Source organism: uncultured Pelagibacterium sp. (genome assembly GCF_963972885.1).
Taxonomy (GTDB): domain Bacteria; phylum Pseudomonadota; class Alphaproteobacteria; order Rhizobiales; family Devosiaceae; genus Pelagibacterium; species Pelagibacterium nitratireducens.
The window spans coordinates 1-25,862 of sequence record NZ_CAXAXY010000004.1 but is presented as its reverse complement, the minus strand read 5'-3'; the positions used below and the strand labels follow the sequence as shown (position 1 = coordinate 25,862).

Here is a 25,862-nt window from a genome sequence, read left to right as displayed (position 1 = left end):
ATCAACCCGCCGTTTTGAGAGGTTGCGTGGCCCTGACAGGATCGGAGGCCGGTTCGTCGGTCCGGACAGCGCGTGGCCCGCCGATCACTTTCTCCTTGGCACCAAAATTGGAGAGCTTGCCGTTCTGAATGACGGCAACGAGCCCGACTTCGGCCAGCACACTTGGTCGATGCGCGATGACGATGGCGATGCCACCGCGTTCGCGTACGCTGCGCACAGCAGTGTTGAGCGCGGCTTCGCCCTCGGCATCGAGGAAGGCGTTGGGCTCATCGAGCACGACTATGAACGGTTTGCCGTAGAGCGCGCGTGCCAGCCCGATCCGTTGGCGCTGGCCGGCCGAAAGGGCGGTGCCCATAGGGCCGAGTTGGGTATCGTAGCCGTCGGCAAGGCGTACGATCATATCGTGCACGCCGGCGGCCTGTGCTGCCTCGACGATGGCCTTGGAATCGCGTTCGGGGGCGAAGCGCGAGATATTTTCAAACACCGTGCCATCGAGCAACGACACTTCCTGGGGCAGGTAGCCGATCTGGTGTCCGAGAACTTCTTCATCCCACTGGCCCAGTTCCGCGCCGTCGATGCGAACGCCGCCGCGCAGGGTCGGCCAGATGCCCACGATGGCCTTGGCCAGAGTGGATTTACCTCCGCCGCTGGGGCCGATAATGCCGAGTGCTTGTCCGGCCTGGATGTTAAACGAAACCTCCGAGAGCAGGATCTGGCCGGTGGTTGGGGCGGCTACGGTGATCTTTTCGACCGAAAGCGCCATCGATGGGGCTGGCAGATCAAGAGGCTTGTCCGCCGTATCGAGCGCGATCATGGTGTCGCGCAGCCGGCTGAACGCCTGGCGCGCGGCAACGATGCCCTTCCAGTTGCCGATGGTCATGTCGATGGGCGCCAGCGCCCGTCCGGACGCAACCGAAACGGCGATGATGGCGCCGGCCGACATCTGCCCCTGGATGGTGAAATAGGCGCCGAGCCCCAAAAGGGCCGATTGCAGCAGCATGCGCGCCACCCGCGAGAAGGCGCTGAAGGTCCCAACGACATCGCTCGCCCGGGTCTGAAGGTCCAGATGCTGGTCGTTGGCCGCATTGAAGCGTGCCACCGCACGCCCGGAAAATCCCATCGCCCTGATGACATCTGCATTGCGGGCGTTGGAATCGGCAATGGTGTTGCGCGTGACGGCCGCCTGTTGAGCCGTTCGGGTGAGTTTGCGCGATTTGAGTTCAGTCAGCGCGGTGAGCAGGGCAAGAAAGACGATGCCGCCAAGCGTCACGTTGCCCAGCATGGGATGGAGGAAATACACAAACACCAGATAGAGCGGCACCCAGGGCAGGTCGAACAGTGCGCCGGGCCCCTGCGTGCCCATGAAACTGCGGACCGTATCGACATCACGCCCGCGTTCGAGGGCTTCGGACGTGGAGAATCCGAAGCGGGGCATGTCCACGCTCACCTTGTGAGCTATCGGCGCCAGCATCTTGTCGAACCGGGCGCCCATGCGCACGAGAATCTGGCTGCGGATGGCGTCGAACATGCCTTGAAAGAGGTACAGCCCGATGGCAAGCACCGACAAAGCGACAAGGGTCGGTATCGAACCGCTCGTCAACGCCCGGTCATAGATCTGAAGCATGTAGAACGAGCCGGTCAACGCCAGGACGTTGATTATGCCCGATATCCAGAACACGAAAACGCCGATGCCCTTGAATCGGCTCTTGAGCATGTCGTCTCCGCGATGCTCGGCGAGTTGGTTGTCGGCTTTGGACTTGGCCATCGCAATTCCCCCTTCTTGATGGAGCCGCTGCTGTTCGATCAGCAACGCGGCCCGGCATTGGTTGCTGTGTCCGGGGTGGGTGCTCCCACCCCGGGCAGGGACGTGCTAGATGTTGAAGTCCGAGGCCGTGAGCGCGTGATTTCCGGTCAGCTCGATCCGGAATTCGGGGTCCTCATCGCCGCCGGTGTTGCCTGAGACGATTGTGAAGTCGCCGTCTTCGCGGCTTTCATGACTGACGGTCAGCTGTCCAGGAGCACTGGCCTGGCCAGAAACCAGCGTGAAGCTCTGTACCCCGGCGAGGCCACCATTCGCGTCTATTCCAGAGAGGTCGAGCCGGTCGCCGGCCTCGAAGCCCACAATGGTGTCACCGTCTGCCGCGGCAATGGAGCTGAAGACGAAGATGTCTTCACCCGATCCGCCGTCCATCACGTTGACGGCCGTGCTGGCGGTGATCGTGTCGCTGCCCGAACCCGTTGTCACATTCTCGATGCCATAGAGGGTATCGGTGCCCGAGTTGGTGCCGACAACGCTGCCGCGGCCACCGGTCCCGGTTCCCAGGTCAACGCTGAGATTGCCCGTCATCGAACCCATGTCCAGCGTATCCGAGCCGGCGCCGCCATCGTAGTGGTCGTCGCCGTCACCATTTCTGGCGATGAACATGTCAGTGCCGCCGCCGCCAAACACGGTGTCGTCGCCCATGCCGCCATCGAGCATGTCGTGGCCGGCGTCGCCTGAGATCCAATCGTCTCCATCCTCGCCATAGAGGGCGTCATCGCCGCCGCCGCCGAACACATCGTCGTCGTCGTCACCGGCAAAGACCACGTCTCGTCCTTCTTCGGCGTAGATGAAATCGTCGCCCTCATCGCCGCGGATCGTGTCGGCATCGGTGCCAGCGACGATATAGTCGACGCCGCCCAGGCCAAAGATCAGATCCTTGCCCATCGTGCCGACGAGCACGTCCGCAGAAGCGCTGCCGACAATTGGTGCTGCAGCGACCTGCGGCGTTCCGGCATCGGGGGTCTGGATGGCGTCATCGTCGTCGGAATTGCAGTCGTCGTCGCTATGGTCGTCTTCTTCTGCATCCTCATGGCCCGTTGCCGTGCGTACCTCCGGATCACCATCTGTCGGCGTTGCAAAGGTGACGGTGTTTTCGCCGAAGCTGATCGTGGTGACGCCATCCGCGGTTGATGATGTGTGCTCGGTTGTCCCTTCGGGCAGTTCGATGACGTCCTGGGGCCGCAGTGCGCCCACGATGGTGTCATTGCCCCCATTGGACCGGAACACGATGCGGTGCTCGGACTGGAGAGAGGTGATATCGACAATGTCGTTTCCGGCCATGCCATCGATCGTGATGGTGCTGAAGTCGAGGCTGGTCGGGTTGAAATTGCCCACCACCTGGATGATGTCGCCGCCATTGCCCCCCGTGTCGAGCCCGCCATTGTTGTTGTCTACGGTGACATTGAGAGTGTTGACCCGAACTTCTTCGATGTTGTCGAGTTCGGCGATAAGCGTTTCGACCCCGCCAACGGTCCGGGTTACGACGATTTCTGTTCCGGCTGCGAACGAGACGCCCAGCGAAGTGGACAGCGCTGCGGCTATGGCCGCGTTCTGCGCACCGGTTACCGCATAGATGCGGAAGGTTTCTGAACCCGCGACACCGTTCAGGACATAATTGTCCGTCCCGGCACCGCCGTTGATGCGGTCGCGACCGTCCGTGCTGGTCTGGGTGATGGTATCGGTACCAGCACCACCATTGATGATGTCGTCTCCGGCACCGCCGTTGATGGCATCATTGCCACCGAGGCCGTTGAGCACATCATTGCCGCCATTGCCATTGAGGGTGTCGTTGCCACCCAAAGTAAAGAACCCGAAGTTCTGCGGATTGACGCCATCGGCGATATCGTCGCCCGCCGTGCCATCGAAGGTGTTGTTGAACAGCGGCGTGCCGTCCCAGTCCTCGCCGACAACCGCCGTCGCTTGCGACACCAGCACTTCGGGATTGCCCAGAGCGTCGGTGAAGCTGACCTGGACGCGGAGAATGTCTCCGACTTGGCCACCCAGTCCGAACAGGCCGTTATTGGGAGCAAATTGCGCCGACGTTCCCCCGACGACGGCGGAGATGTTCTGCCAGCTGGTGCCGCCATCGTCCGAGACCTGCCATTGATAGCTCAGCGCTCCCAGCCCGTTGGCATCTGCGATCGATGAGGTATCGACAGTGAGAACCTGACCTTCGGTCGGTGTCGTGTCGCTGATGACCGGCAAGCCCGTCGCCGGACTGTTGGGTGGCGGCAGCAACTGGTCGATGGTGAAGGTGCCGTCCGCAAATCGCAGTTGTTCGATGTTGAACAGGCGGTCGGTGCCTTCGGCTTCGAGGTTGCGGCCCGAGGCCGGATCGATGGCCCCTGCGGTCTGTTCCACGTGGTTGACGGTTATGCTGCCGTCGTCGTTGCGGGTGATCTCGTAGTTCTCGAGAACGTCCCAATAGACGGCCGTATCGATGTCGCCCTGCTGTCCGCCGTCGAGAATTTCCCGTTTGGCCTCCAGCTGCGAGGGACGGATCTCGCGGGAAAAGAGAAGGGATGCCAGCGTCTGCCCTTCAAAGAGCACATTGCCGGTCAGATCATGAACCTGACCCGTAAGCCGCGAAGCCGTTGCGAACTCGACGCCGTTTTCGTCGCTGATGGCGATCCGAACGCTGAGCCATTTATCGCCATCGATGATGTCGTTGCCGGCCATGCCGCGGATTTCATCCGAGCCACCACCGCCAAGCAGAATGTCCGAGCCGTCCGATGTGTCCATGACTGCGGTCTCATGGAGGCCGTTCGGGTCGATCACAGTGGGCACGGCCCCGTCATCGGCCTCTTCGTCGGTGGGTATGTCGAGATTGTGGGGGTTCCAGACCTCGAAGCGTTCGAGATGGGCGACAAGATCGGCCAGCCCGTCGATGAGGTGCAGGTTCTTTTCCAGCAATGCGTTAGAGAAGCTTTCGATCGGGGCGTCCGGGTCGACCTGGGCGGCATTGCCAAAGGCGTCATAAGCCCCGGTCACCACTTCGCGTCCGGTGAGCTTATCATCGTGGTCCCAGCCCGAAAGTCCTTCGACCAGATCGTAGCGATCGCGAAGGATGTTGTTCTGCTGGTTGACGAAGATCGACACGTTCATGTCCGCATCGGCGGCGTAGTTGTTGTCCTGGAACGTTGTCCAGTCGAAGCCCGCCATGCCGTTGCTGCGGTTGATGCCGATGCCCTGAACCATGATGTCGTCGCCGGATTCGGCATCGAAATCGGTATCGTTTTCGCCCGAGAGCATGATGTCGTGACCGATGACGCGCGAATTGAAGAACAGTTCGGAATTGTCCCCGGACAGGGTGTTCATATTGCCCTGACCTTCCATCCAGTCGCTGCCCTCGTTGCCAAAGATCACCCCGCCGCCGCCGGACGCGGAGCGGATGAAATCGTCGCCCTGGCCCCCAAAAATGGCCTTGTCTTCAGAGCCGCCGGAGAGAACGTCCTGGCCATCGCCGCCAAAGATCAGGTCGAGACCCATGCCGCCATTGATGACGTCATCGCCGCCTTCACCCTTGATCACATCGGCATCGCCGATATCGGTGCCGCTGTCAGTGATGATGTCGTCGCCGTCACCGCCATGGATGTGGTCGACGCCATATCCGCCCTCGATGGTGTCGTTTCCGCCTTCACCCCAGATGGTGTCGTCGCCGGCCCCGCCGATGATCGAATCGTCCTCATTGGTGCCGCCGATAACGACGTGTTCTCCGCCGGTGTACTGGATGAAGTCGATATCGCCGTCATTGTCGAGATCACGGCGAACGACCAGGGAATCGGTACCTGTAACGGCCGAGATGACGTCGGTTTCGCGCGTCGGATCGGCCGTGCCCAGCCCCTCGTTGTATTGCTTGGACTGGTCCATTTCGATGACGTAGTCGGCCGTCTGGAAGGCGGAGCCATTGATATGCAGGCCCGTATCTTCGGTGTCCGTGTTACGCCGGATCAGGTCGGCAAAACTGTCGCTTTCCAGTTCGGTCAGCAGATTGAGGCCCTGGGTGCGGCTGAGATAGTAGAAGCGGTCCCCGTTCTGCAGGTTCTGGATCTGCAGTTCGAACACGAACGTGAAGGTCGAGCCGAGCATTCCGCCAAACGGCATCAGCGCTTCGGCCAGGCCCCCGATCCAGAAATCGACGGCATTGAGGCCGGTTTCCTGGGTCGCCCATGCTCCCGTGGAATTGAGGAAGTCCAGCCGATCGGCCGGCGCGCCTTCTTCGCCGAACACCAGCGCCCATGCGGCATCACGCTTTTCCTCGGCCGTCGTCGCGTCAAGAATGGACGTATGGGTGCCGTATGCGGCGATGAAATTGACGATCGAGAGGGGATTCTTGATGTTCTGGGCATAGTCGGCCCAGCTTGAATAGGGCTTGAGATAGGAATCATTGGTCTGCGAATAGATCTGACGCCGCGCTTCATTGAGCGATGGAATGCCGGTTTCCCGTGCGCGGGCAATATTGAGTGCCGCGAGATCGAGTGGCAGGCCGACAAGATTGTTGCGCAGCGCGCCGGTCATGAACTCGTCGATTTCGTTGCCGGCCTGACGGGTCATACCCCGCAGGATCGCACCCGCAGCTTCTTCGGCGGAGGCTCCCGCTTCGGCAAAGGCCATCGGGTTGAGGAAGGCGTCGATCAGGCCCATCTCTTCGGGCGATGCGGCGCCACCGGCGAATTTGAGCATCTCGACGTTCTCTGCGAGCATCGAGTGGCCGAAACGGTAAACGACCTGGGCAAACTCCTCATAGATGGCCGCATCGATCTCGACGCTGTTGGAGAACACGAAGGGATCGATCTGCGGTGCGATCGCCCGGACGAACTCTTCAAACACAAGGTGCTGGTAGACCATTTCGGTCGAGAACCGCGAGGCCTGGAAAAGTCTCTCGCCATCCCAGACGAGCGACGAAAGATCGGCCGGAACTTCGGTAACTTCGACAAGTAGCCACTCGTTGAGGAAAGCAAGATCGCCTTCTGCAATCACGCTGGCCTTGATGGCATCGACCTGGCGATTGTGCTCGCCATGAAACATCGTGTGCACTGCAGTCAGCACGATGTTTTCATTGCCCCGCCCGTCGCCGACGATGAAATGCTTGTCGAGCAATTCGTCGTCATATGTGGCGTTGCCGCCAAACATGTTGGGAATGATCTCGTTGCCGATCTCATCATCGGGATCAGCTGTCTTGGTGCCGGTGACGGTGCCGCCAGCTCCCTGGCTGACCGTATAGGATCCCGGCACCGCATTGTGCGCGATGTCGTTGAGGAAGGCCCGTCCGGCGCTCAGGCTGTCCAGCGCGTCGATGGGTGCATCAAGATTGCCTTCGACCAGGCCGTTCGCCGTTACGATCTGGGGTAACCCGTTGGCCCCGCGCAGGAATTCACCATAGAGATCGGTGGCGAGCAGGGGAACGCTGTGAACGTTGAGGTCATCGAGCGCGATACCCAGCATTTCACGGGCCTGCTCCTTGATATCGGCCCAGGTCGGGGGTCCACCCGCTTCGCCCTCGAGCATGAGACCGGTTGCGACAGGCTTTCCATCGACCATGACATACTCGCGCAGGAAAACCTGGTGCGACGGGTTTGAGGTATAGACCTGATTGAGATCCGTCCATGGTGTGGTTTCGTTGCGGTGGTCGCGGACGTCATCCCCAGTGCCCACAACGCCATCGGCGCCCGGCTCGTTGGTGGCGCGGGTCAGAACCATGAAATTGGTAAAGCTTTCCGGATCGTAGAGCGGGTCATCGGGGTGCAGCGGAATGTAAACCGTGCCCGATCCGCCTTTGGCAGTGAGGTCGAGGCCATGGTCAAAGAACTGGCCGAATATCGTCATGAAGCCATTGAAGGAAGCTGTGTCGCCCAGGTCGGCGGCGATGTTCTTGATGAACACGTTGGCCTCATCCATGCTGACGCCGTGTTCGGTCAATTCGGCAATCGTGGCGGCATCGGCCGCATCGGCGGCGGCCTCGGCGGCTGCGGTTGCGGCTTCGCCAAGGGGAACAGCGTCGCGTGCGGCGGTTGCGGTCGCCACGGCTTCATCTGCCTGTTCGAGAGTCTCGGTGGCGGCCTGAAGCGCTGTATTGGCCAGATCGAGCTGCGCCTGGACCGATTGCGCATTGGCCTCGGCCAGATCCACATCCACCTCGAGCTGCTGAAGCTCTGTAAGTGCATCCTGCACCGCATTTACTGCCGCCGTGTGCTCGGCCTGTGCCGCAAGCAGGGCAGCATCGGCGTCCTCGTCGGCCTCGACAGCCAGTCCGTGGGCCAGGGCCGCGTCTTCGCGGACGTCGACTGCCGCGGCATAGGCGTTGGCGTTGGCCACCGTGGGATCGGCCTGGAATGTCGCCAAGGCCGCAGCCTCGATCGCCTGGGCGGATGCAAGCTGCGCAGCAGCCAGCGTTACCGCGTCCTGGGTGGTCGCCGCCATTGTTTGGGCGGTCTGCATCGTAGCAAGCTTGGCGACCGCATCGGCTTGGGCCGAGGTCACCGTGGGAAGATGGGCGTCCCGCGCGGCGATGGTCGATGTCAGCGCGGCGCCGGCACCGTCGGCACCAGACTGCGCAGCAGCGTGATCTGCGACGGCCTGATCGTAAGCCGCCAGCGCGTCTGCCTGGGCCGTAATCGCGGCCGTGAGCGCCGCGTCTGCGGCATCGTACGCCGCTTGCGCATCGGCTTGCGCATCGCCGATGGCGGCGCGCAGCGCGAGGGCCTCGGCGCGCAGCGCCATGACCGATCCTGTGATCTGCAGGGCCTCGGCCCCCGTGATGCCGACCGAGGCGAGAGCTGCGGTTATGGCGGCAGGGTTGTCGATCGATTGATCGGCAATGATATTGGAAATGACGCGCGGCTGACTGTCGTAAACCGAGCCGTCGAACTGCTCATAGCTGGTGGGCTGGCCGGTGCGCGGGTTGGCTTCGGCGGGATTGTAATCGGGTGTCAACAGCCGTGTCATGGCTTCGTCGCCCGCACCGAACTGAATCATGTCGGGCTGGAAATTGTTGAAGCTGCCATCAACCGTGCGGAGCCCGAAGGGCAGCAACGGGCTTGAGACCAGTTGCTCAAGGGCTTCGCGCGGATCGACACCTTGTTCGATCAGCGCCGAATGTTCTTCGGCGATCTTGATTTGTTTGAGAATGAAGTCGAGGTCGTTCCGATCGAGCTTAGCCATTTCAGTTCCCTGTCCTTTGTCGTGGTTGCACCACGCCCAAATTGTTCATCTTGGACTGGATGTTCGCTGAAATGGCGGCCTTAGGTAATGACAGATGGTCTGACGGAGTAGGGGGGCTTAGGTCCGAAATTATACTGGACCTTGGTCCAGCGTTCCAGGTTTCACTTGCGTTTTGTCAAGGAATGTTTGCCTGCGGTGGTAAAACTGAAGTAATTCTGTAGTTGGAGGATGTACCATTCAGACGGCATCGAGCGGCTTGACGGGAGTGAGGGAGGATTTGGAACACGCACAAACCGTGGCGAGACCGCCGGGCTCGTGGCACAGGCTTTGGCTCGGTTTGTGGGGCCGGCGCAGCCTGATTGAGCAGTTCAGCCTGGCGGGCGGCGCTGTGATGATTGTGGTCATGATCATCACTGGAACGGTCATAGCAAACTTCGTGCGCTCGAACGCGCTTTATCATCGGGCAGTGGCGACGGCTCTGTTCGTCGACAGTTCCATCGTCAGTCATCTGGGGGAGTTGCGGAGTGGGGGAGACATCACTGACGAGGCGCATGCCCAACTCGACAGTCTGTTCGATACGAGCGCATTTGCCGATCGGGTTCCTTATCTGGACATTTGGCGCGCCGACGGGACGGTGCTCTATTCCAATTCCGAAGGTCTGATCGGTGAGCAGTTCGAATTGCCGCCCGGCGCCGTGCGGGCCTTCAATGGCATGGTGGTCGCGCTTGAGACCGACCTTTCGGCACAAGAGCACGTCTCGCGTGGATTCCAGCGCACATATACTGAAATCTACACCCCGATACACGGTGCGGATGGAGAGATTATTGCCGTGTCGGAAATTCACGAAGCCTCGAGCGATATCGGGGAGACACTGGCCGCCGCTTCGATTCGCAGTTGGGCCGCGGTGGGCTTTGCCTGTCTTGCCTTCTATCTGGCGCTGTTCGCGCTGGTCTGGCGCGCTTCCCAAAGGCTCGAGCGGCAGGAAAAATCCCTGTCTGCGCAATTGGTGCAAACCCAGATTCTTGCCGACCGCAACCAGGCTCTGCGCGAACAGGCCCTTTCAGCCTCTCGTCTGCTGACCGAACACAATGACCATTTTCTCAGCGCGCTGGGAGCCGATCTTCACGATGGGCCCAGTCAGTTGATCAGCTACGCGGTTCTCAAGGTCGAAAAGGCCCGAAGGGCAAAAACTCGGGAGGCTCTGTATTCGGAGCTTGGTGAAATCGAAACCAATCTGACGTCGGCCCTCAACGATGTGCGCAATATCGCCCACGGTCTGGTCTTGCCCCAGATCGAGGAAGGGACATTGGCGGATGCGGTTGCTCACGCAATTCATATCCACAAGGACAGGACAAACATGACCGTAGAGGCCGATCTGGCATTGGGTGACGCACGGCCGGACCGGTCGAGCCGATCCAACCGGTCGATCAATATCTGTGTGTTTCGATTTGTTCAGGAGGGGCTCAACAATGCCTATCGTCACGGCGTCGGCGACAACGCGCGGGTAGAGGCAACCCTGGATGCCCGGGATATGTTGGATATCCGGGTGGTGTCTTATGGACGCAAGTCAACACCGGGGTCGGTTTCCCTGCCGGGGATCGGCCTCAAGGGGCTCAAGGCCCGGATCAACGCGCTTGGTGGCGAACTGCGCTTTTCGCGCCTGGACGAGGTCAGTGTGCTCGAGATGTCGATTGATTTGCGGGGACAGGCGGCTCATGTCTAAGCGGCGTATCGTCATTGTCGACGATCATCCGATCTTCCGGTCGGGATTGACACAGACACTCGAACTCGAGCCAGATTTCGATGTGGTCGCGCAAGGCGAAGACGGCACCGAGGCAGTTACGCTTGCTGGGCGCCATCGGCCCGATATGCTCCTGCTGGACGTGGCCATGATAACAGGTGGCGTAGATGCCATTGCCGACGTGCTTAAGGTCAGTCCCAACACGCTGGTTGTCATGCTAACGGCATCGGCAAGGGTCAATGACGTTTCCCGTTCGCTCGATCTGGGTGCCGTTAGCTATCTGCTCAAGGGCACCACGGCGAACGAGTTGCTCCATGCCATAAAGGAGATCTTTGACGGTCGCGTGCAGATATCGCCTCGGCTGCTTGGCGATCTCATGAGCCAGCAACAGATCCATGCCCTCTCGCCCGAGCAGGAGGCTATTGCCAAGCTGACCGATCAGGAGGCCCGGGTGCTCCGGCTCGTCAGCCAGGGCTTCAGCAACGCCGAGATCGGCAAGACCCTCGAGGTGCAGGAAAAGACGGTCAAGTTCCACCTCTCGAACATTTTTGACAAGCTGGAGGTACGCAATCGCGTGGAAGCGGCCCTGCTAGCCCAACGTGCATGGCGCGACACAGGCAGGTGAGGCGGGTCGTCCCACAGGATGTGTCAGTGGCTGATGGCGTAAACAGATAGCTGCAATCAGATTTCGAGATATTCAGGATATTGCTGGCCGACCCAATCAAGCATTGAAAGCGTTTTGGAGAGGTGTTCCCGCATGGCCTCGATGGCGGCCGCCGGGTCTTCGGCAGCAATGCCGTCGATGATTTTTTCATGCAGGGCGACGACACGTTCCATGCCGATATTGGGCAGATTGAGCATGCGCAGGCGGTCGAGATGGCCACTGTGGCGGCGCAGGATCGGCCAGAGTTCGAGGATATCGGCGTGACGGAAGATCGCGTGGTGGAACTCGCGGTCTGCGATCAGGAACGCAGCGTGTTCCTTCTGATTGGCTCTGTCGCGGACATCGGCATTGGCGGCGCGCAGGTCAGCAACGGCTGCTTTGTTTGCGGTTTCCGCGAGAACGCGCACATTAGTGTATCTGAAGCAAGTGCGTGCTGAATTTCTGTGCGGTAGCACCTTTGACAAGCAGAGAAGCGCTCTTATCGGCGTGAGGTGGCGGTAGGACGGTCGGCCTGTAGTCGGTCGACAATCATGTCGGCGATCGGCAAGGCCGATGTTGCGGCCGGGGAGGGCGCGTTGCAGACATGAAGCTGTCGTGGGCTGTCGAGAAAAAGAAAATCATGGATGAGCGTTCCGTCTGTCGCTACTGCTTGTGCCCGGATTCCCGCGCTCATCGGCTGCAGGTCGTCCAGATCAAGAGAGGGGCAGTATTTCTGGCAGGCGCGCAGATAGCGCGCCTTGAAAACCGAATCCATCATTTCGGCGACACCGGATTTCAGGTTTGCCCTGATTGAGCGCCAGAAGCCGGGAAAACTGGCATATGAAGCGATGTCACGGATCGAGACCGAAAATTTCGGATAGCCTTCGCGCGCAAATCCCAGCACGGCATTTGGGCCGACCGTGAGACGTCCATTGATCATCGGGGTAAGGTGGATGCCCAGAAACGGCAGGTCGGGATCGGGAACGGGGTAAATCATGGCGTGGCAAAGGTCGGAGCGCTCCTGACGGACTTTATAGTACTCGCCTCTGAACGGCACGATCTGGTGGGTCGGATTGAGCCCTGCCATTCTGGCAAGGCGATCCGATTGCAGGCCTGCGCAAGCGACCAACTTCTTCGCCCGAATTGTCCGGTCGTTGAGCTCCACCCGAACCGCATCGTCATCCTCTGATATGGCCATAACGGAGTTGTTGAGCAGGAGCGAGCCGCCCATTTTGACAAAGGCTTCGGCCAGCTTTCTCACCACCTCGAGATAGTCGACGATCGCCGCGGCGGGAACAAACAGGGCCTTTGTGCCCGCGATATGAGGTTCGCGCTCGGCGATGTCACCTGCCGATAGAGATTCAGTCACGATACCGTTCAGCTTGGCGCGGTGCCAAAGGGCATCGAGGCGCTGTTCTTCGAGAGAAGTTGTTGCGACAATCAGCTTGCCGCGCTCTTCGAATGCGATGCCGTGTTCACGGCAAAACGCTTTGGTCCGGCGCTCGCCTTCCGCACACAGTCTGGCTTTCAGACTCCCTGGCGCGTAGTAGATTCCGGAATGTATGACCCCGCTATTGTGTCCGGTCTGGTGCCGGCCGAGTTCGGCCTCCTTTTCCACAAGAACCACGCCCGCATCGGGAAAACGATCGGCCAGCGCATGGGCCGTTGCCACCCCCACAATGCCGCCACCAATGACGCAATAGTCATAGTCGATGCCCAAGAATATCTCCGTGAAACTGGTCCCTGTGTCGGACCAGAATTATTGGAAAGCTCGCGTCACGCAACTCCCTGATGCCGCAGCAGCGGCGATCGGAGTGAATTGCCGGGGCCTTCTCCGAAGAGAGCGACCGCGTGTTCAATTGCTCTGACTGATCCGAAGCCCGCCATATCGGCAAAAAATCCTCGACGTATTTCAGGTGAGGACGCTTGCGTGCCCTATGCTGCGCCTTGGTGGCCGCGATCAAAGCCCCAACCAGATCGATGGCCTCACCTAACGCGCATCGAAACGCTCACCGGAGTCAGTGTCGAACAGATGGAGGTGAGCATAGGGCAGATGAAGTGTCGCTGTTGCCCCGGTGTGCCATCGACTGCCAACAGCCCTCACGGTAACCAGATCCTCCATCCCGCCCAGGGCCAAATAGACCAGTGATTCCTTGCCGAGTATTTCCACGGCCTCGACTCGGCCGTTCAGAGCCAGTCCTGCTTCGGTCTCGTCGTCGAGCAAGATGTCTTCAGGGCGGATGCCGATGGTGCAGCCCGATTGAGGGAGAAAATCGGGTAGTCGGAACCCTTGCGCGGCAAGCGCCGCCGAATTGAGCAGGTTCATGCCCGGTGAGCCGATGAAGCGCGCAACGAAGGTCGTGCGGGGCCGTTCATAGAGTTCGGTGGGTGTGCCGACCTGCTCGATGTTTCCCCCGTTCATGACAACGAGGCGATCGGCCAGGGTCATGGCCTCGAGCTGGTCGTGGGTGACGTAGATCGCCGTCGTATCGAGTGTTTTTTGCAACCGGCGGATTTCAACCCGCATCTGGCCGCGCAGCTTGGCGTCGAGATTGGAGAGGGGCTCGTCAAACAGGAAGGCGCGGGGCTTGCGAACAATGGCACGACCCATGGCGACGCGCTGGCGTTGCCCGCCGGATAGCGCTGCCGGGCGGCGCTCGAGATAGGGTTCGAGTTCGAGGATGCGGGCGGCCTCGGCCACGAGCGCCTGACGGTCCTGCTTGCCGACACCGCGGTTCTTCAATCCGTATTCGAGATTGCCGCGCACGCTCATATGCGGATAGAGCGCGTAATTCTGGAACACCATGGCAATGTCGCGGGCGGCAGGTTCGACCGTATTGACCACGCGCCCGTCAATGGCGATCGTCCCGCTGGTGATGGTTTCAAGACCGGCAATCATGCGCAGAAGTGTCGATTTTCCGCAGCCTGACGGGCCGACCAAAACCATGAGCTCCCCTGGCTCGACGGCAAGGTCGATGCCGTGCAGGGCCGTGACATTGCCCGAATAGACTTTCCGGGCCTGATTGATTGCAATGCTCGCCATTTTGCAGTTTCCGTCTTTAAAGGGTGGAGGGCGCCAGATCGGCGATGATCAGTGCAGCCAGATCCTGCGCGCCCACGGCCACGCCGGCGGCGCCGGCCGCAAGCAGCACTTCGCGCCGGTCGGGGCGCGGATCGTTGGGATCGACAAAACCGATGGCCTTGACCCCGGCGGCGCAGGCGGCCTGGATGCCGTGGTGGCTGTCATCGATCATGATCGAGCGTTCGGGGCGCGCGCCGAAGGTGGCGAGGCAATGAAGAACCAGATCAGGCGCCGGTTTGGGCCTGGCGACCATTTCGGCACTGAAGATATGAGGGGCAAAAATATCCCATAGCTCAAGCAGTCCGAGGCTCCTTTCGAGGCGTGCGATTGTGCTGTTCGAGGCAACGCATTTGGGGACATCGAGGGCCCGCAGCAGCGGCTCTATTCCGGCCATCGCCCGCAATTCCCGCGCAAACGCCGCGTACAGATCGGAATGCCAGCTCGAAAACAGGGTATCGAGCGCGCCGATGCCCGCCGCCTTGAAATGGAAGCGCAAATCGCTTTCGGACTTGCCGGTGAAGGTGCGATGGGCCTCTTCGGCGGTCATTGAAAGGCCGGCGGCGCTGAGGGACCGGGCCAGCGTGCGGCTGGCGATCGGCTCGCTGTCGATGAGCACGCCGTCGCAATCGAAAATGACGAGATCGAGTGGCCGGGTCATAGGCGGTTCACTCCCGCCATTCCGTCCAGCACGGCAAAGCTTTGAAAGATCGCAGCGCTGGCGTTGGGGTCCTTGCGATCGGACACCGCGATGAAATCGGCCTGCGCCAGTTTGGGTGAGAGCGAGAGAATGGAATAGCCATGCTCGCGGCTGCTGGCGAATTTGAGGTGCGGGTTTTCGGCCAGCGCCGTTGCAATGCTTGCTTCGGAAGGCCCATCGGAGGTGATCGACCCGGTCACAAATTCGGTGGCGAGGGTGGAGCTGTCAGGGTTTTCGAAATCCTCTTTGACGTCGGCGGCGTAAAACGCATGCAGATCGCCACCGATGACCAGCGGATTGGCCGCCCCCGAGGCGCGCACCGAGTCGAGAAGTCGGGTGCGGGCCGAGCGGTATCCGTCCCAGCCATCGAGATTATAGCCGGTTGCGTCTCCTGCCTTGGTGTCGCGTTCGGAGAGCAGCGTCTGCTGGGCGATGACCGTCCATTTGGCCCGCGAGGCCTCAAGGGTGGCATCGAACCATGCTTCCTGCGCGTCACCGAGCATGGTGCGCTCGGGCGCATCATCGGAGCCTTCAAGCGGTGCTGAGCGATATTGGCGGGTGTCGAGCATGGCGATATCGAGCAAGCGCCCGAACCCGTGCCGGCCATAGATTGTGAAATTGGAAAAGTCGCGGCCAGCAATGGGTGGAACGGGCATATGCTCGTACCAGGCCTGATACGCCGCAGCCCGCTGGCGCAGGAATTTTTCGCCTCCGATGACATTGGGGGCGTCGTCATCGGCGTAATTGTTGATGACCTCATGGTCGTCCCAGACGGCCAGCCAGGGGAAATTGGCGTGGGCGGCCTGCAAGTCGGGATCGGACTTGTACTGGGCGTGTCGGTCCCGGTATTCGTTTAGAAGGGTTGGCGGCCATCCATTGCCGTGCCGGCGCACCAGATGGGTGCCGTAGCTGACCTCGTAGATATAATCGCCCAGATGGACGACGAGATCGAGGTCGCGTTGGGCCATGTCGCGATAGGCGCTGTAATAGCCCTGCTCATATTGCTGGCACGACGCGAAGGCGAAGGTGAAACGGTCATTGGTCGCGTCGGCGGCGGGCGCAGTGCGGGTGCGCCCGACCCCGCTTTCGGCATTGCCGCAGCGGAAGCGATAGAAATACCAGCGGTCGGCCTCAAGTCCGGTCACTGCCACATGGACCGAATGCCCCCATTTCTGAACCGCCCGGTAGATGCCGGAGCGCACCGGCCGCGAAAACGATTCATCCTCGGCCACTTCCCAGAAAACATCCATGGGGGGGATGGCGACTTCAGGGATCGGCGCGAAGGGATCGGCAAGCGGGACCGCCTCGACCGGAAAAGCCAGCCGCGTCCAGAGGATGACGCCGTCGGGCGTCGGGCGGCCGGACGCCACGCCGAGCGTAAACGGATCGGTATCGAAAGTCTGCGCACGCGCGCTTCCAAGGCTGGGCCAAACAGCGGCGGCGGCCAGGCCGGTGCCGAGAAAAAGGCGGCGGTTCAATAAAGGCACGAAGGTCTCCACACAATTGCTGTCGGCGATCAGGCCGAAAGGGCAAGCCGGTCTCTGACGGACAGGGCGAGCACAGGATCGTCCGAGGTTAGATAGCCGGTGCGGCGCTCGAGCCAGAACCCGATATCCTCTTCGCTATTGGGCACCCAGGCGCCGAGTTGCTCGAGCGGCAATATGGCGAGAACCGCGTCCCAGTGTTCGGCGAGCAGGGATTTTTCGATGGCAATGATGTCGGCGCGATCTAGAGCCGCTCGCAGCGTTTGCTCGAGGCCGAGCGCTTGGGCCGATTTGTGGTTGACCGAACAGAGCCGCGGAATGGCTGGCGCGGCAGCCTTGCAGGCCTCCAGCACCTCGAGGTTGAAGCTGGTCATATGGCTCCTGCCGGCCAGTCCGAACCGGATGAGGGTTGCAGCCACCCGCTCGGGGAGACCGGGGTAGGGGGTGCCCGTTTCGTCGGATTTGAGCTCGACATGGAGATGGCAACTGCCTTCGGCGAGCACTTCGAGCACCTCGGCCAGGGTCGGCAGGGTGTCGGGGCTGTCCTTCAGGCGCAGCGCGCGGCGCTGTTCGGGGGTGACGAGCCGCACCGGACCGGTGCCCTCCGCCGTGCGGTCCAGCGTCGCGTCGTGGATCACCAGAAGTTCGCCGGCATCGGAGAGATGAACGTCGAATTCGACAGCGTCGACCCCTGTTCCGAGCACGTTGCGAAAGCCGGTCAGCGAATTTTCCGGCCAGAGATTGCGGCCACCGCGATGGCCTACGATCTGAGTCATTTTTGAGAACCTTTGGGTTGAGATTATTTTCCCGAATCCACCAGCCCTCTGGCGAACCAGCGCTGAAGAACGAGAATGACGACGGTGGGCGGGAGCATGACGACGAACGAGGCGGCCATTGCATAGCTCCACCAGGCAGCCGGATCGTTTGGTCCGGGCATCAGGCCTTTGAGGGCGATGATGACGGTCATCATGTCCTTTTGCGTCGTGAACAGCAGGGGCCAGAGATACTGGTTCCAGCCATAGACAAAGAGGATGATGGCCAGCGCGGCGATGTTGGGCAGCGAGAGAGGCAGTAGGATATCACGCAGGAATTTCATGGGCGTGGTACCGTCGAGCTTGGCGGCCTCGCACAGATCTTCGGGCACAGTCATGAAAAATTGCCGGAACAGGAACACCGCCGTTGCCGAGGCGATGAGCGGCAGGGTCAGGCCCGGATAGGTGTTGACCAGGTTCCAGTTAAAGCGCGCATCGATTGTGTATCCGGTCAGCATTTCGATCAGAAACGAGATGCCGGTGATGTCCATCAGCCAGCGGATCGGCCCGGCCACGTCGGCTACCGATTCATAGGTGGGCAGGATGCGCACCTCGACCGGCAGCATGAGCGACATGAAAATCAGCCAGAAGGCCGTCAGCCGGAAGGGAAACCGGAAATAGGTGATGGCAAAGCCGGCAAGGATCGAAAGGACGATCTTGCCCACCACGATGCCGCTGGTAACGATCAGCGTGTTGAGGAAAGACTGCCCGAAATCGGCAGTTTCCCAGGCAATCGCCAGATTTTCAAAAAACATCTCCCCCGGCACCATCGGCATGGGCACCTGCTGGATGGCCTGCCCGGTGTGCGAGCCCGCCACAAAGGCGAAATAAAGCGGCGCGCAAACTATGATCGCGCCGACGATCAGGATGATGTGGCAAACGACGGTGAGGATGGGACTACGCTCGATCATGGCTATACCTGGTAGTTGACCTTACGGTCCATGGCGCGGAACTGCAGCACGGTGAAGGTGACGGCGAGGATCATCAGGATGACCGACTGGGCGGCCGAAGAGCCCAGATTGAGCATGACGAAGCCGTCCTGATAGACCTTGTAGACCAGCGTTGTGGTCGAGCCTGCGGGGCCGCCGCTGGTCACCGCATCGATGATCGGGAAGGTGTCGAACAGACCGTAGACCATGTTGATGATGAACAGATACATGATCGTGGGCGTGATGAGGGGCAGCGAGATCGTGAAGAACCGCTTGAGTTGGCCGGCGCCGTCAATGGCGGCTGCCTCGCGCAGGGATTGCGGCACGGCCAGCATGGCCGCCACGAGGAATATGTAATCGTAACAGATATGCTTCCAGACCGCCGAAATGGTGATCAGGATGAGCGCGTCGCCCGAGCGCAGGTTCGGGTCCCAGGGCAGGCCCATGGCGTGGATGCCCATGGCGACGGGGCCGACGGTCGGGTTGAACAGATAGGCCCAGATGGCGCCCGAGATCACCGGCGCGATGGCGTAGGGCAGTAACAGGATGCTGCGATAGGCGAAGCGGCCGCGAATGATGTGGTCGGTGGCGAACGCCAATGCGCCGGCCAGTGCAAGCGTTGCGATGTTCTGGACGATGGTGAACCAGAAGGTCAGCCAGGCGCTATTCCGGTAGGATTCGCTCGCGAACAGCTCGGTAAAATTGCGCCAGCCGACAAACAGCGATTTGCCGCCAAACGGGTCGACCTGGACGAAAGCGAGTGAGAGTGCTTTCCAGGAGGGAATGAAAAAGAAGAACAAAAGGATGATCAGTTGCGGCGAGAGCAGCGCCGCAGCGATCCAGTGGTTCTTGAAGTGCGCGCGCTTGAGGCCGTCTTCGCTGGACCGCGTGAGCCTTTCGAACAGGCGGCGGCCGTCGAAGAGAGGGGTGCCTTTCGGCACCCCTGCAGGGATGAGGACGTCAGCTGCCGGCATGGAGCTGCTCGAACTGGCGCAGGATTTCGTTGCCACGGGCAACCGAGCTGTCCAGCGCGTCTTGTGCAGACTTCTGGTCGGTCCAGACCGCTTCGAGTTCCTCGAGCAGCACGGCCCACCATTGATTGGAATTGCCAAACCGCATGCCGCGCGAGTTTTCGGTCGGTTCGTGACGGGTGAGCTGGAGCAACGCGATTTCGCGGGTCGGATATTCCTCGAAAAAGCCCTGATCGGCCATCAGCTCGTAGGCCGCGTTGGTGACTGGGACATAGCCGGTCTGTTCGCTCCACCAGGCCTGGGTTTCGGGCTGGGCAACGAAGTCGATGAAGGCTGCAGCTGCTGCATATTCTTCGTCTGCCTTGCCTTGGAGAACCCAGAGGGCCGCGCCGCCGATGTTGGAATTGTGCGGTTCGACGCCAGCTTCGTGCGGCTGAAGGGTGGCGCTCCAGTTGAACTGGGCTTCGGCCTCGACGCCGGCATGGGAAGCGGTGGAGGCCGACCATGTCGAGCAGGTGCCCGAATTGAACAGCTGGGCGGGCGACATGCCATTGCCCGAGAGCTGGATGATACCGTCATCGATCCAGCGCTTGAGGCCCTCGACCTGCTGGACCACCGGGGTGGTGTTATAGACATATTCGGTGCCAAGCCCGTCAAAGCCGTTGGCTTCGGTCCCGAAGGGGTAGTCGTTGATTGTCGAATAGCCTTCGAGCAGGCTCCAGGGGAAATCTGAGTTCAGCACCATGCCGCATTCGGAAATGCCCTGGTCCTTAATCGCGTAGAGCTGTTCTTCGAATTCATCCCAGGTTTCGGCCGGCTTGTCGAACCCGGCTGCCTCGAAATGATCGGCATTGAACCACATGATGCCGGTCGAGGAGTTGAACGGCAGCGCGGCTGGCGCGCCATCGACCACGTAGAAATCGGCGACCGGGGCAATAAAATCGCTCCAGTCGGTATCATAGCCCTGCTCGGCCATAAGCTGGTTCACCGGAACCGCGGCGTCCGAATAGAGCATCGTGAGAAAGCTGCGTTCGGTGGCCTGGATGATGGTGGGATGCTGGCCAACGCGATAGGCAGCGATCATGGCGGCGAAGGTTTCTTCGTAATTGCCCTTGCGGACACCGACGACTTCATAATCGTCCTGACTGGTGTTGAAGTCGGCAATCATTTCCTGAATGGCCTCTTCGATGCGGCCGCCATTGGCGTACCACCATTCGATGGTCGTCTTGTCCTGAGCCAGTGCGGGCAGCGCCATCACGGCAAGCGATCCCGCGAGGGCCGTCAGAGCGGCGCCCTTGAAAATCGTGTTCATCGTCCTTGTCCTTGTTTCGATCCGTCCCTGAATGAAACGGGTTGAATTTTTCGCCGTTCACGGCAATTGAACTCATGCCGCCTTGCGGTCGCTCGATACCGTTACGTTACATATGTTACGGTCGCGTGACATATGTAACAAAGAGGGATGACGATGCAGGACGAGAGCGAAGATCTCATGGTTCAGGCGGCGTGGTATTACCATGTCGAGGGAATGACCCAGGCGGGCATCGCCGAGCGGCTGAATCTGACGCGCAGGCGCGTCAACGAAATGCTGGCGCAGGCGCACGAGACGGGCCTGGTCTCTGTGCATTTCAACTCTCCGCTCAGCCTGTGCGCCGAACTCGAAGCGCGGCTGTGCAACCGGTTCGGGCTGGAGGCCGCGGTCGTTGTGCCCACCCCGTCCGAACCGACGCTCGTGCACAAGGTTTTGGGCAAGGCAACTGCCGACTATCTCACGCGGCTGATCAATGCCCGCAAACCGCACGCCATTGGCCTTGGCTGGGGGACCACCCTTCGCGAGACCATAATGTCGGCCCGGCCGCAGAACTTCGAAGGCCTCGAAGTCTATTCGATAATGGGCGGGTTGACCCACGGCACCGAGATCAACACCTTTGAGATCGTGCGCAGCTTTGCCGAACGTTTTGGAGCCAGCGGCAATTACCTGGTCGCCCCGATCTATATGGACAGCGCCGAGGCGCGCGAGGCCATCGTTGCCCAGAGCAGCTTCCGCAAGGCTCTCCAGGCAATCTGCAATGCCGATGTGGGACTGGTCAGCGTCGGTGATGTTTCGGACAAGTCGCTACAGGTCCGTTACGGCCTTCCCGACGGTGTCAGCCCCCATGATCTGGTGAGCTCCGGCGCCGTAGGCGATGTTATCGGCCGCTATGTCGATAGCGAAGGGCGGCAGATCGACCACCCGCTCAACCATCAGGTCATGTCACCGGAACTCGACGATTTCAGGAAAATCCCCACCCGCATCGTCGCCTCGGGCGGGCAGCATAAGCACGCCATCATGCGCGCGGTCGTTGCCGCCGGGCATGTCAATGTCGTAATCACAGATGCAGCCTGCGCAACTCACCTTCTTGATGATCGGGCAGAAGTCTGACGGATCCGGAGGACGCGCAGTCGACAAAAGCGCCTCGGCCCGTTCCCGCCTGCACAATCAGAGTTATGGCCAACTCTGCACGAGTTGCAGCGAGGTCGCGGGGCGCGGCAGCAGCTATTCCCATGGCCAAACCGGTGGAAAATCACGCGATTCGGCCAGCGAGAGTTGGCGCTAACTTGTTGGGAACGTTTAGTTTTCTGGAAAGTTTTGGCTGGGGAACCTGGATTCGAACCAGGACTAACGGAGTCAGAGTGTTTGAATGGGCCCCGGAAACCGGGAGGTTCTGGCTTTCATGTGCCATCCTTGTGCCATTCAGGTGGCGCGCGCCGCAAAGATTGCCTGTTCTGCCTGTGCCATCGCGGCCCCTTCGTCGACGACCGGGAACAGGTGCGAATATACATCGAGCGTCATCTGGACCGAGCTATGGCCCATGCGCTCCTGGACCTGTTTGGCAGTAAGACCGAGCCCGCCATCGGCAGGGCGATTGATCAGCCATGACGCATACCAATGGCGCAGGGCATGAAGGCCGGTGTATTTCGCTTTGGCCTCAAAATTCCCGTCTGGAAGTTTGACGTTGAGAGCCACGCCCGCCGCGATCAGGGTAGGGTGCAAACCGCGCTTCACGATATTGGCGTGATACTCGACGCCGCCGGCACCGGTCGGGAACACCAGGTTCAATTCGCCCTTGGGGCAGGCCAATTTCCATTCTCGAAGCGCGTTCACGGCCATCGGGGGCAGGGGGATTGTTCGCACCCCAGCAGCGCTCTTGGGCGGGCCGATCTGGTTATGAGCATCCGCACGCTGGCGCACGTGCACGAGAGCGTTGTCGAGATCGACATCGGACCATGGCAGACCCCGCAATTCACTGGCGCGCAGTCCGGTAAAGATGGCGACGATCAGGAACGGGCGCCAGCGGCCCGCTGCGGCTTCGACGATGGCCCTGATCTCTTCGGTGGTGGGGATATCAACGCCAACCTTCACACGCGGCTTCTGGCGCTTCTGTGTGGCCGTTGAACCCTTCCGGCGCCTCGACATCTCCTGAACCGCGTTGCGGACGCTCAGGCCCCTATCCTGCGCATCCGAGAGGATCGAGCCCAGCGATACCGTGACCCGCCGCACCATGGCTTCGGATCGGCCATTGTCGCGCAAGTCGTCCTGAAACGAGCGCACAGTCGGCACAGTGATCTTGTTGAGCTTGGTATCCCCGAGATAGGGGGTGATGTGTAGGATAAGGTGCTGCTTATACTGCGCGATGGTGGTGGCTTCGAGCCCGGCAGCGGCGCATGATTTCAACCATAGTTCCCCAGCCTTGGACACGGTGACGGTCTCGCCATCGGGGACGTGCACCCCTGATCGGACCTCGCCCTTGGCACCATCGAGAAACGCCTGGGCTTCCTTTTTGAGCTTGAAGTTCTTGCGTCTACGCTTGCCCTGCGCGTCGACATAATCGCACTGCCACGCCGACTGCTCGACCCCGTTGGTGGCCCATGTACGCTTACGAATGCTCAAAGCGTTGGCTCCCTGATCGGCCCAAAATCAGGTCGCTTGGAAGGCTCGCGCACAACCACTTCCAACTGTTCGCCATCAAACGACACGCTTGAAACCGAAAGACCACACGACTGGACCGCCTTGATCATGCGGACAACTTCGTCATGGTGAATTCGAGCCTTGGTGCGCGCCATAGGGCCTCCTAAAAGGGGATGTCGTCGTCCATACCACCTGGCTCGAACGCGGGAGCGCTGGGCGGCCTGGGCGGAATTTCGGAAATAAACCCGGTCCCGAAAGTCGTTCCCTCTCGCGTTTTCCAGTACAGCGTGTCGCCATCTGGATCTTTGATGTTCACCAATCCCTTATCGGAGATCGTGACGTGAAATCCATCGGAGCTGTGGAATGTCACGGACTGACTGTCGAAACCTAATCCGGTAATGAGGGGGTGGCCTACCAAGACATCCTTGGCGATTTCTGAGGCTAGTCGGAGGTTTTCTAACCTCGCCATAAATCTATTGATTACGTCTGCCACGCTGTCTCGGTTCTTGAGCGCTTCATCGAGAAACCTCCGCACCGCCTCTACCTCAGACGGCAACGCCTTATCTTCTTGGTAGGCGACGATACGTTCGACCAAGTCAGTGGGAAGGACGTACACACGGCGCTGTGTGTTCTCTTTGGCAGCCGCCATGGCAATAATCCAAAAGTAGTGGAAACTCCCGCGCACAATTCGCACGCCACTTGACCTATCGTCAATTGAAATGCAAATTGACAGTGCAATGTCAACGCATCACGGTGAACGAACTATGAACAATGTGTACTCCCGTGTCAGCGATACGGACCGCCGCGCGAACAGGGTGGTGGTATTGCTGACATCGGAAGAGTTGGACGCTTTGGACCAATGGGCGGCGCCAGCCGGCTTCCCGAGCAGGTCGGCTGCAATTCGCGAGGTGCTTTTCGGAAGAAACGAGAAGACCGAAACAGTGACGGGGGCAGCTTTGGACGGCGACACCCCCGCCACTGTCGATCAGAACGCCGCTGAGACCAGCGGCAATTCCGTCAACTCAGGCAATGGAGATGCCCAAGATGACCATCAAGGAGAATAACACGGACCGCACCGAGGCGCTAGACGGTGCTCCCGGTGATCGCATCCCGGAATTGGCCACGCGCTGCATGCGCAAGACCGCGCATACGGGCAGCTCGATCAAAGAACTCACCTATGAGATTCGGGACAGCCTAATGGCCCTGGACCCCGATATCACCGGCATCTGGTGCACGTTCGATTGGGACGCGAATGGCGAGGACCGCCTCCGTGGCATCGTCATCGATCGCAAAAGCCAGCCGGTGCGGGCGCGTGGGGGTGAGCAATGATGAAGCGCAGAGACATCCTTAAAGCCCTGCCGTTCGCGGCTGGTGCCGTCGCACTGCCCACAGCGGCTTTGTCCACATCTGTGGACATCGAAGATCCTTGGGTCAAAGCCGATCGGCTGGCCCATGAGCTGACCGAAGCTCTCGCTCAGATCGAAAACGGCCGGTGGTCTGCCCGCATCTATGGCGATGGAAGGGCCATGAACGTGGTTTTCCGCAATGAGTTGACGGATCGCCGTCCGGTTTATGATTGCGTCGAACTCGAAGCACTCCACCACGCAAAGAAGCTCAATGACGCCATGCAGGAAATATGTCCCGGCGAATGGCGCACGGTGGTCGACCACCAACACGGATTTGCTCTTGTGGTCAACGATGCTCACAAGCCGGGAGGTGCCCGTGCCTGACACCTCCAAACCTCAGCCCCACCAGCCCCTCGATCTTGTCTGGGGCGCCGCGAACATCGGCAAGGTCATCAACCGGACCCCGCGTCAGGCATGGGAGGCTTTGCACAAGGGCGAACTACCGGCCCGGCAGGTCAACCGCAAGTGGGTCGCCTCCCGCCGCAAGCTCGTCGAGTTCTTCGAGGAGGTGGCGCAATGATGGACGAGGATGATCTCAAAGACCTCGAAGCCCGCGTCCGCGCCCTCTGGCCCGACATCGACAAACCCCGTGAACGTCTCGACGAAGAAGCCAAGGCCGTTGCCACCAAGCTCATGGGGAAGAGCCGGGCCGAGCGTCTGGCTCGTGGTGACAAGCCCTTCCGATATCGCCCGAGAATGGTCAGGGCCGAATATCACTATGTTCCCCCGCTGTTTGAGGCTTGCCAGCCATCTATCAGCAATGGTGGCTTTTGGGCCGTCGATGTCATTGAGGACGGCAGGCGTCGTCGCTTTGGCTACGGCAGTTGGGAGCGGTGTCGCTTCATCATCAAGGCGATGGAGGCGCAGCGGATCACCGTCGATTTCGTCGGCGGGCATGTCCCCAAGGTCAAGCCCAAGGTCGATCTCGAACAATCAAGTCGCAAGGAGTTGCTCTATCGGGCCGGGATGGTGCGCCCATGATCAAATCCAACACACGACAGGCGGGGTGGCGGAAACGCCATCCCCTCAAATATTTGGCTCACCTCTATGTCGATAACGCCATCCGCATCGGCCTGATCAAGCGCCAACCGTGCGAGGTATGCGGGGCCGAGAAGGTCGACGCGCACCACGACGACTATTCCAAGCCCCTTCTGGTCCGCTGGCTTTG

Annotated in this window: 23 protein-coding genes; 9 read left to right on the top strand and 14 right to left on the bottom strand. The window is 60.5% G+C overall.

All coding sequences use genetic code 11. The features are described from left to right. Nucleotide 1 precedes the first annotated feature (1 nt). Nucleotides 2–1,714: a type I secretion system permease/ATPase gene (locus AACZ55_RS01405; protein WP_339642327.1), complete on the bottom strand. Its 1,713-nt coding sequence runs from the start codon at nucleotides 1,712–1,714 to the stop codon at nucleotides 2–4. Nucleotides 1,715–1,870: 156 nt separating this feature from the next. After that, the gene (locus AACZ55_RS01400) at nucleotides 1,871–8,983 is read right to left on the bottom strand and encodes a peroxidase family protein (protein WP_339642222.1); all 7,113 of its coding nucleotides are present in this window, start codon (nucleotides 8,981–8,983) and stop codon (nucleotides 1,871–1,873) included. A gap of 403 nt (nucleotides 8,984–9,386) precedes the next feature. Here AACZ55_RS01400 and AACZ55_RS01395 point away from each other — a divergent pair, with 403 nt between their 5' ends. After that, a complete protein-coding gene (locus AACZ55_RS01395) occupies nucleotides 9,387–10,706 on the top strand; it encodes a histidine kinase (RefSeq protein ID WP_338607208.1) in 1,320 nt (439 codons plus the stop codon). Next, nucleotides 10,699–11,349 (top strand): response regulator transcription factor, encoded by a 651-nt coding sequence (locus tag AACZ55_RS01390; protein WP_338607207.1) that lies wholly within the window; start codon nucleotides 10,699–10,701, stop codon nucleotides 11,347–11,349. The genes AACZ55_RS01395 and AACZ55_RS01390 overlap by 8 nt, the downstream gene beginning before the upstream one ends. A gap of 56 nt (nucleotides 11,350–11,405) precedes the next feature. Here AACZ55_RS01390 and AACZ55_RS01385 read toward each other — a convergent pair whose 3' ends face one another. From AACZ55_RS01385 to AACZ55_RS01345, 9 genes are all read right to left on the bottom strand, one after another. Continuing rightward, nucleotides 11,406–11,795 (bottom strand): FCD domain-containing protein, encoded by a 390-nt coding sequence (locus AACZ55_RS01385; protein WP_338607206.1) that lies wholly within the window; start codon nucleotides 11,793–11,795, stop codon nucleotides 11,406–11,408. A 71-nt stretch (nucleotides 11,796–11,866) separates the two neighbouring features. Beyond that, nucleotides 11,867–13,087 (bottom strand): L-2-hydroxyglutarate oxidase, encoded by a 1,221-nt coding sequence (gene lhgO, locus AACZ55_RS01380; protein WP_339642217.1) that lies wholly within the window; start codon nucleotides 13,085–13,087, stop codon nucleotides 11,867–11,869. A 270-nt stretch (nucleotides 13,088–13,357) separates the two neighbouring features. Beyond that, a complete protein-coding gene (ugpC, locus tag AACZ55_RS01375; protein WP_339642215.1) occupies nucleotides 13,358–14,410 on the bottom strand; it encodes a sn-glycerol-3-phosphate ABC transporter ATP-binding protein UgpC in 1,053 nt (350 codons plus the stop codon). Nucleotides 14,411–14,426: 16 nt separating this feature from the next. After that, entirely contained in the window at nucleotides 14,427–15,107 is a 681-nt protein-coding gene (locus tag AACZ55_RS01370) for an HAD family hydrolase (RefSeq protein ID WP_339642212.1), read from the bottom strand. Further along, on the bottom strand, nucleotides 15,104–16,633 hold the full coding sequence (locus AACZ55_RS01365; RefSeq protein WP_339642209.1) for an alkaline phosphatase D family protein: 1,530 nt from the start codon (nucleotides 16,631–16,633) through the stop codon (nucleotides 15,104–15,106). The genes AACZ55_RS01370 and AACZ55_RS01365 overlap by 4 nt, the downstream gene beginning before the upstream one ends. 29 nt (nucleotides 16,634–16,662) lie before the next feature. Then, complete coding sequence (locus tag AACZ55_RS01360) at nucleotides 16,663–17,406, bottom strand: glycerophosphodiester phosphodiesterase family protein (protein WP_339642207.1); 744 nt, start codon at nucleotides 17,404–17,406, stop codon at nucleotides 16,663–16,665. Nucleotides 17,407–17,429: 23 nt separating this feature from the next. Beyond that, nucleotides 17,430–18,353 (bottom strand): ABC transporter permease subunit, encoded by a 924-nt coding sequence (locus AACZ55_RS01355; RefSeq protein ID WP_339642204.1) that lies wholly within the window; start codon nucleotides 18,351–18,353, stop codon nucleotides 17,430–17,432. Nucleotides 18,354–18,355: 2 nt separating this feature from the next. Then, nucleotides 18,356–19,345, bottom strand: a complete 990-nt coding sequence (locus AACZ55_RS01350; protein WP_339642201.1) for an ABC transporter permease subunit — start codon at nucleotides 19,343–19,345, stop codon at nucleotides 18,356–18,358. After that, entirely contained in the window at nucleotides 19,332–20,597 is a 1,266-nt protein-coding gene (locus tag AACZ55_RS01345) for an extracellular solute-binding protein (RefSeq protein ID WP_339642324.1), read from the bottom strand. The genes AACZ55_RS01350 and AACZ55_RS01345 overlap by 14 nt, the downstream gene beginning before the upstream one ends. A 210-nt stretch (nucleotides 20,598–20,807) precedes the next feature. Here AACZ55_RS01345 and AACZ55_RS01340 point away from each other — a divergent pair, with 210 nt between their 5' ends. Beyond that, nucleotides 20,808–21,761: a sugar-binding transcriptional regulator gene (locus tag AACZ55_RS01340; protein ID WP_338607198.1), complete on the top strand. Its 954-nt coding sequence runs from the start codon at nucleotides 20,808–20,810 to the stop codon at nucleotides 21,759–21,761. A 312-nt stretch (nucleotides 21,762–22,073) separates the two neighbouring features. Here the strand turns inward: AACZ55_RS01340 and AACZ55_RS01335 are convergent, their stop codons facing one another. From AACZ55_RS01335 to AACZ55_RS01325, 3 genes are read right to left on the bottom strand one after another with little or no spacing between them, the layout of a single operon-like run. After that, nucleotides 22,074–23,270 carry a site-specific integrase gene (locus AACZ55_RS01335; RefSeq protein ID WP_339642198.1) on the bottom strand — a complete coding sequence of 399 codons (1,197 nt, stop codon included), beginning with the start codon at nucleotides 23,268–23,270 and terminating at the stop codon, nucleotides 22,074–22,076. After that, nucleotides 23,267–23,443, bottom strand: a complete 177-nt coding sequence (locus AACZ55_RS01330; protein ID WP_339642195.1) for a hypothetical protein — start codon at nucleotides 23,441–23,443, stop codon at nucleotides 23,267–23,269. The genes AACZ55_RS01335 and AACZ55_RS01330 overlap by 4 nt, the downstream gene beginning before the upstream one ends. A gap of 8 nt (nucleotides 23,444–23,451) precedes the next feature. Continuing rightward, nucleotides 23,452–23,937 (bottom strand): hypothetical protein, encoded by a 486-nt coding sequence (locus tag AACZ55_RS01325; RefSeq protein ID WP_339642193.1) that lies wholly within the window; start codon nucleotides 23,935–23,937, stop codon nucleotides 23,452–23,454. 115 nt (nucleotides 23,938–24,052) lie between these two features. On the opposite strand from AACZ55_RS01325, the gene AACZ55_RS01320 reads away from it, so the two are divergent. The 6 genes from AACZ55_RS01320 to AACZ55_RS01295 form a co-directional block, all read left to right on the top strand. Then, the gene (locus AACZ55_RS01320) at nucleotides 24,053–24,352 is read left to right on the top strand and encodes a hypothetical protein (RefSeq protein ID WP_339642192.1); all 300 of its coding nucleotides are present in this window, start codon (nucleotides 24,053–24,055) and stop codon (nucleotides 24,350–24,352) included. Then, nucleotides 24,333–24,617, top strand: coding sequence for a hypothetical protein (locus AACZ55_RS01315; RefSeq protein ID WP_339642190.1), 285 nt, complete (start codon nucleotides 24,333–24,335; stop codon nucleotides 24,615–24,617). The genes AACZ55_RS01320 and AACZ55_RS01315 overlap by 20 nt, the downstream gene beginning before the upstream one ends. Beyond that, entirely contained in the window at nucleotides 24,614–25,018 is a 405-nt protein-coding gene (locus tag AACZ55_RS01310; RefSeq protein ID WP_339642187.1) for a hypothetical protein, read from the top strand. The genes AACZ55_RS01315 and AACZ55_RS01310 overlap by 4 nt, the downstream gene beginning before the upstream one ends. Beyond that, complete coding sequence (locus AACZ55_RS01305) at nucleotides 25,011–25,214, top strand: DNA-binding protein (protein ID WP_339642184.1); 204 nt, start codon at nucleotides 25,011–25,013, stop codon at nucleotides 25,212–25,214. Before AACZ55_RS01310 ends, AACZ55_RS01305 begins: the two co-directional genes overlap by 8 nt. Then, a complete protein-coding gene (locus AACZ55_RS01300) occupies nucleotides 25,211–25,675 on the top strand; it encodes a hypothetical protein (protein WP_339642181.1) in 465 nt (154 codons plus the stop codon). Before AACZ55_RS01305 ends, AACZ55_RS01300 begins: the two co-directional genes overlap by 4 nt. Beyond that, nucleotides 25,672–25,862 (top strand): hypothetical protein (locus tag AACZ55_RS01295; RefSeq protein ID WP_339642178.1); only part of this gene is annotated, 191 nt, incomplete at its 3' end. The genes AACZ55_RS01300 and AACZ55_RS01295, both read left to right, overlap by 4 nt.

What these genes read in the sequence shown, in the direction of transcription:
- AACZ55_RS01405 (WP_339642327.1), bottom strand. Translation starts at nt 1,714, where the DNA reads ATGCTCAAGAGCCGATTCAAGGGCATCGGCGTTTTCGTGTTCTGGATA.
- AACZ55_RS01400 (WP_339642222.1), bottom strand. Translation starts at nt 8,983, where the DNA reads ATGGCTAAGCTCGATCGGAACGACCTCGACTTCATTCTCAAACAAATC.
- AACZ55_RS01395 (WP_338607208.1), top strand. Translation starts at nt 9,387, where the DNA reads ATGATCATCACTGGAACGGTCATAGCAAACTTCGTGCGCTCGAACGCG.
- AACZ55_RS01390 (WP_338607207.1), top strand. Translation starts at nt 10,699, where the DNA reads ATGTCTAAGCGGCGTATCGTCATTGTCGACGATCATCCGATCTTCCGG.
- ugpC (WP_339642215.1), bottom strand. Translation starts at nt 14,410, where the DNA reads ATGGCGAGCATTGCAATCAATCAGGCCCGGAAAGTCTATTCGGGCAAT.
- AACZ55_RS01370 (WP_339642212.1), bottom strand. Translation starts at nt 15,107, where the DNA reads ATGACCCGGCCACTCGATCTCGTCATTTTCGATTGCGACGGCGTGCTC.
- AACZ55_RS01360 (WP_339642207.1), bottom strand. Translation starts at nt 17,406, where the DNA reads ATGACTCAGATCGTAGGCCATCGCGGTGGCCGCAATCTCTGGCCGGAA.
- AACZ55_RS01355 (WP_339642204.1), bottom strand. Translation starts at nt 18,353, where the DNA reads ATGATCGAGCGTAGTCCCATCCTCACCGTCGTTTGCCACATCATCCTG.
- AACZ55_RS01350 (WP_339642201.1), bottom strand. Translation starts at nt 19,345, where the DNA reads ATGCCGGCAGCTGACGTCCTCATCCCTGCAGGGGTGCCGAAAGGCACC.
- AACZ55_RS01345 (WP_339642324.1), bottom strand. Translation starts at nt 20,597, where the DNA reads ATGGCGCTGCCCGCACTGGCTCAGGACAAGACGACCATCGAATGGTGG.
- AACZ55_RS01340 (WP_338607198.1), top strand. Translation starts at nt 20,808, where the DNA reads ATGCAGGACGAGAGCGAAGATCTCATGGTTCAGGCGGCGTGGTATTAC.
- AACZ55_RS01330 (WP_339642195.1), bottom strand. Translation starts at nt 23,443, where the DNA reads ATGGCGCGCACCAAGGCTCGAATTCACCATGACGAAGTTGTCCGCATG.
- AACZ55_RS01325 (WP_339642193.1), bottom strand. Translation starts at nt 23,937, where the DNA reads ATGGCGGCTGCCAAAGAGAACACACAGCGCCGTGTGTACGTCCTTCCC.
- AACZ55_RS01320 (WP_339642192.1), top strand. Translation starts at nt 24,053, where the DNA reads ATGAACAATGTGTACTCCCGTGTCAGCGATACGGACCGCCGCGCGAAC.
- AACZ55_RS01315 (WP_339642190.1), top strand. Translation starts at nt 24,333, where the DNA reads ATGACCATCAAGGAGAATAACACGGACCGCACCGAGGCGCTAGACGGT.
- AACZ55_RS01310 (WP_339642187.1), top strand. Translation starts at nt 24,614, where the DNA reads ATGATGAAGCGCAGAGACATCCTTAAAGCCCTGCCGTTCGCGGCTGGT.
- AACZ55_RS01300 (WP_339642181.1), top strand. Translation starts at nt 25,211, where the DNA reads ATGATGGACGAGGATGATCTCAAAGACCTCGAAGCCCGCGTCCGCGCC.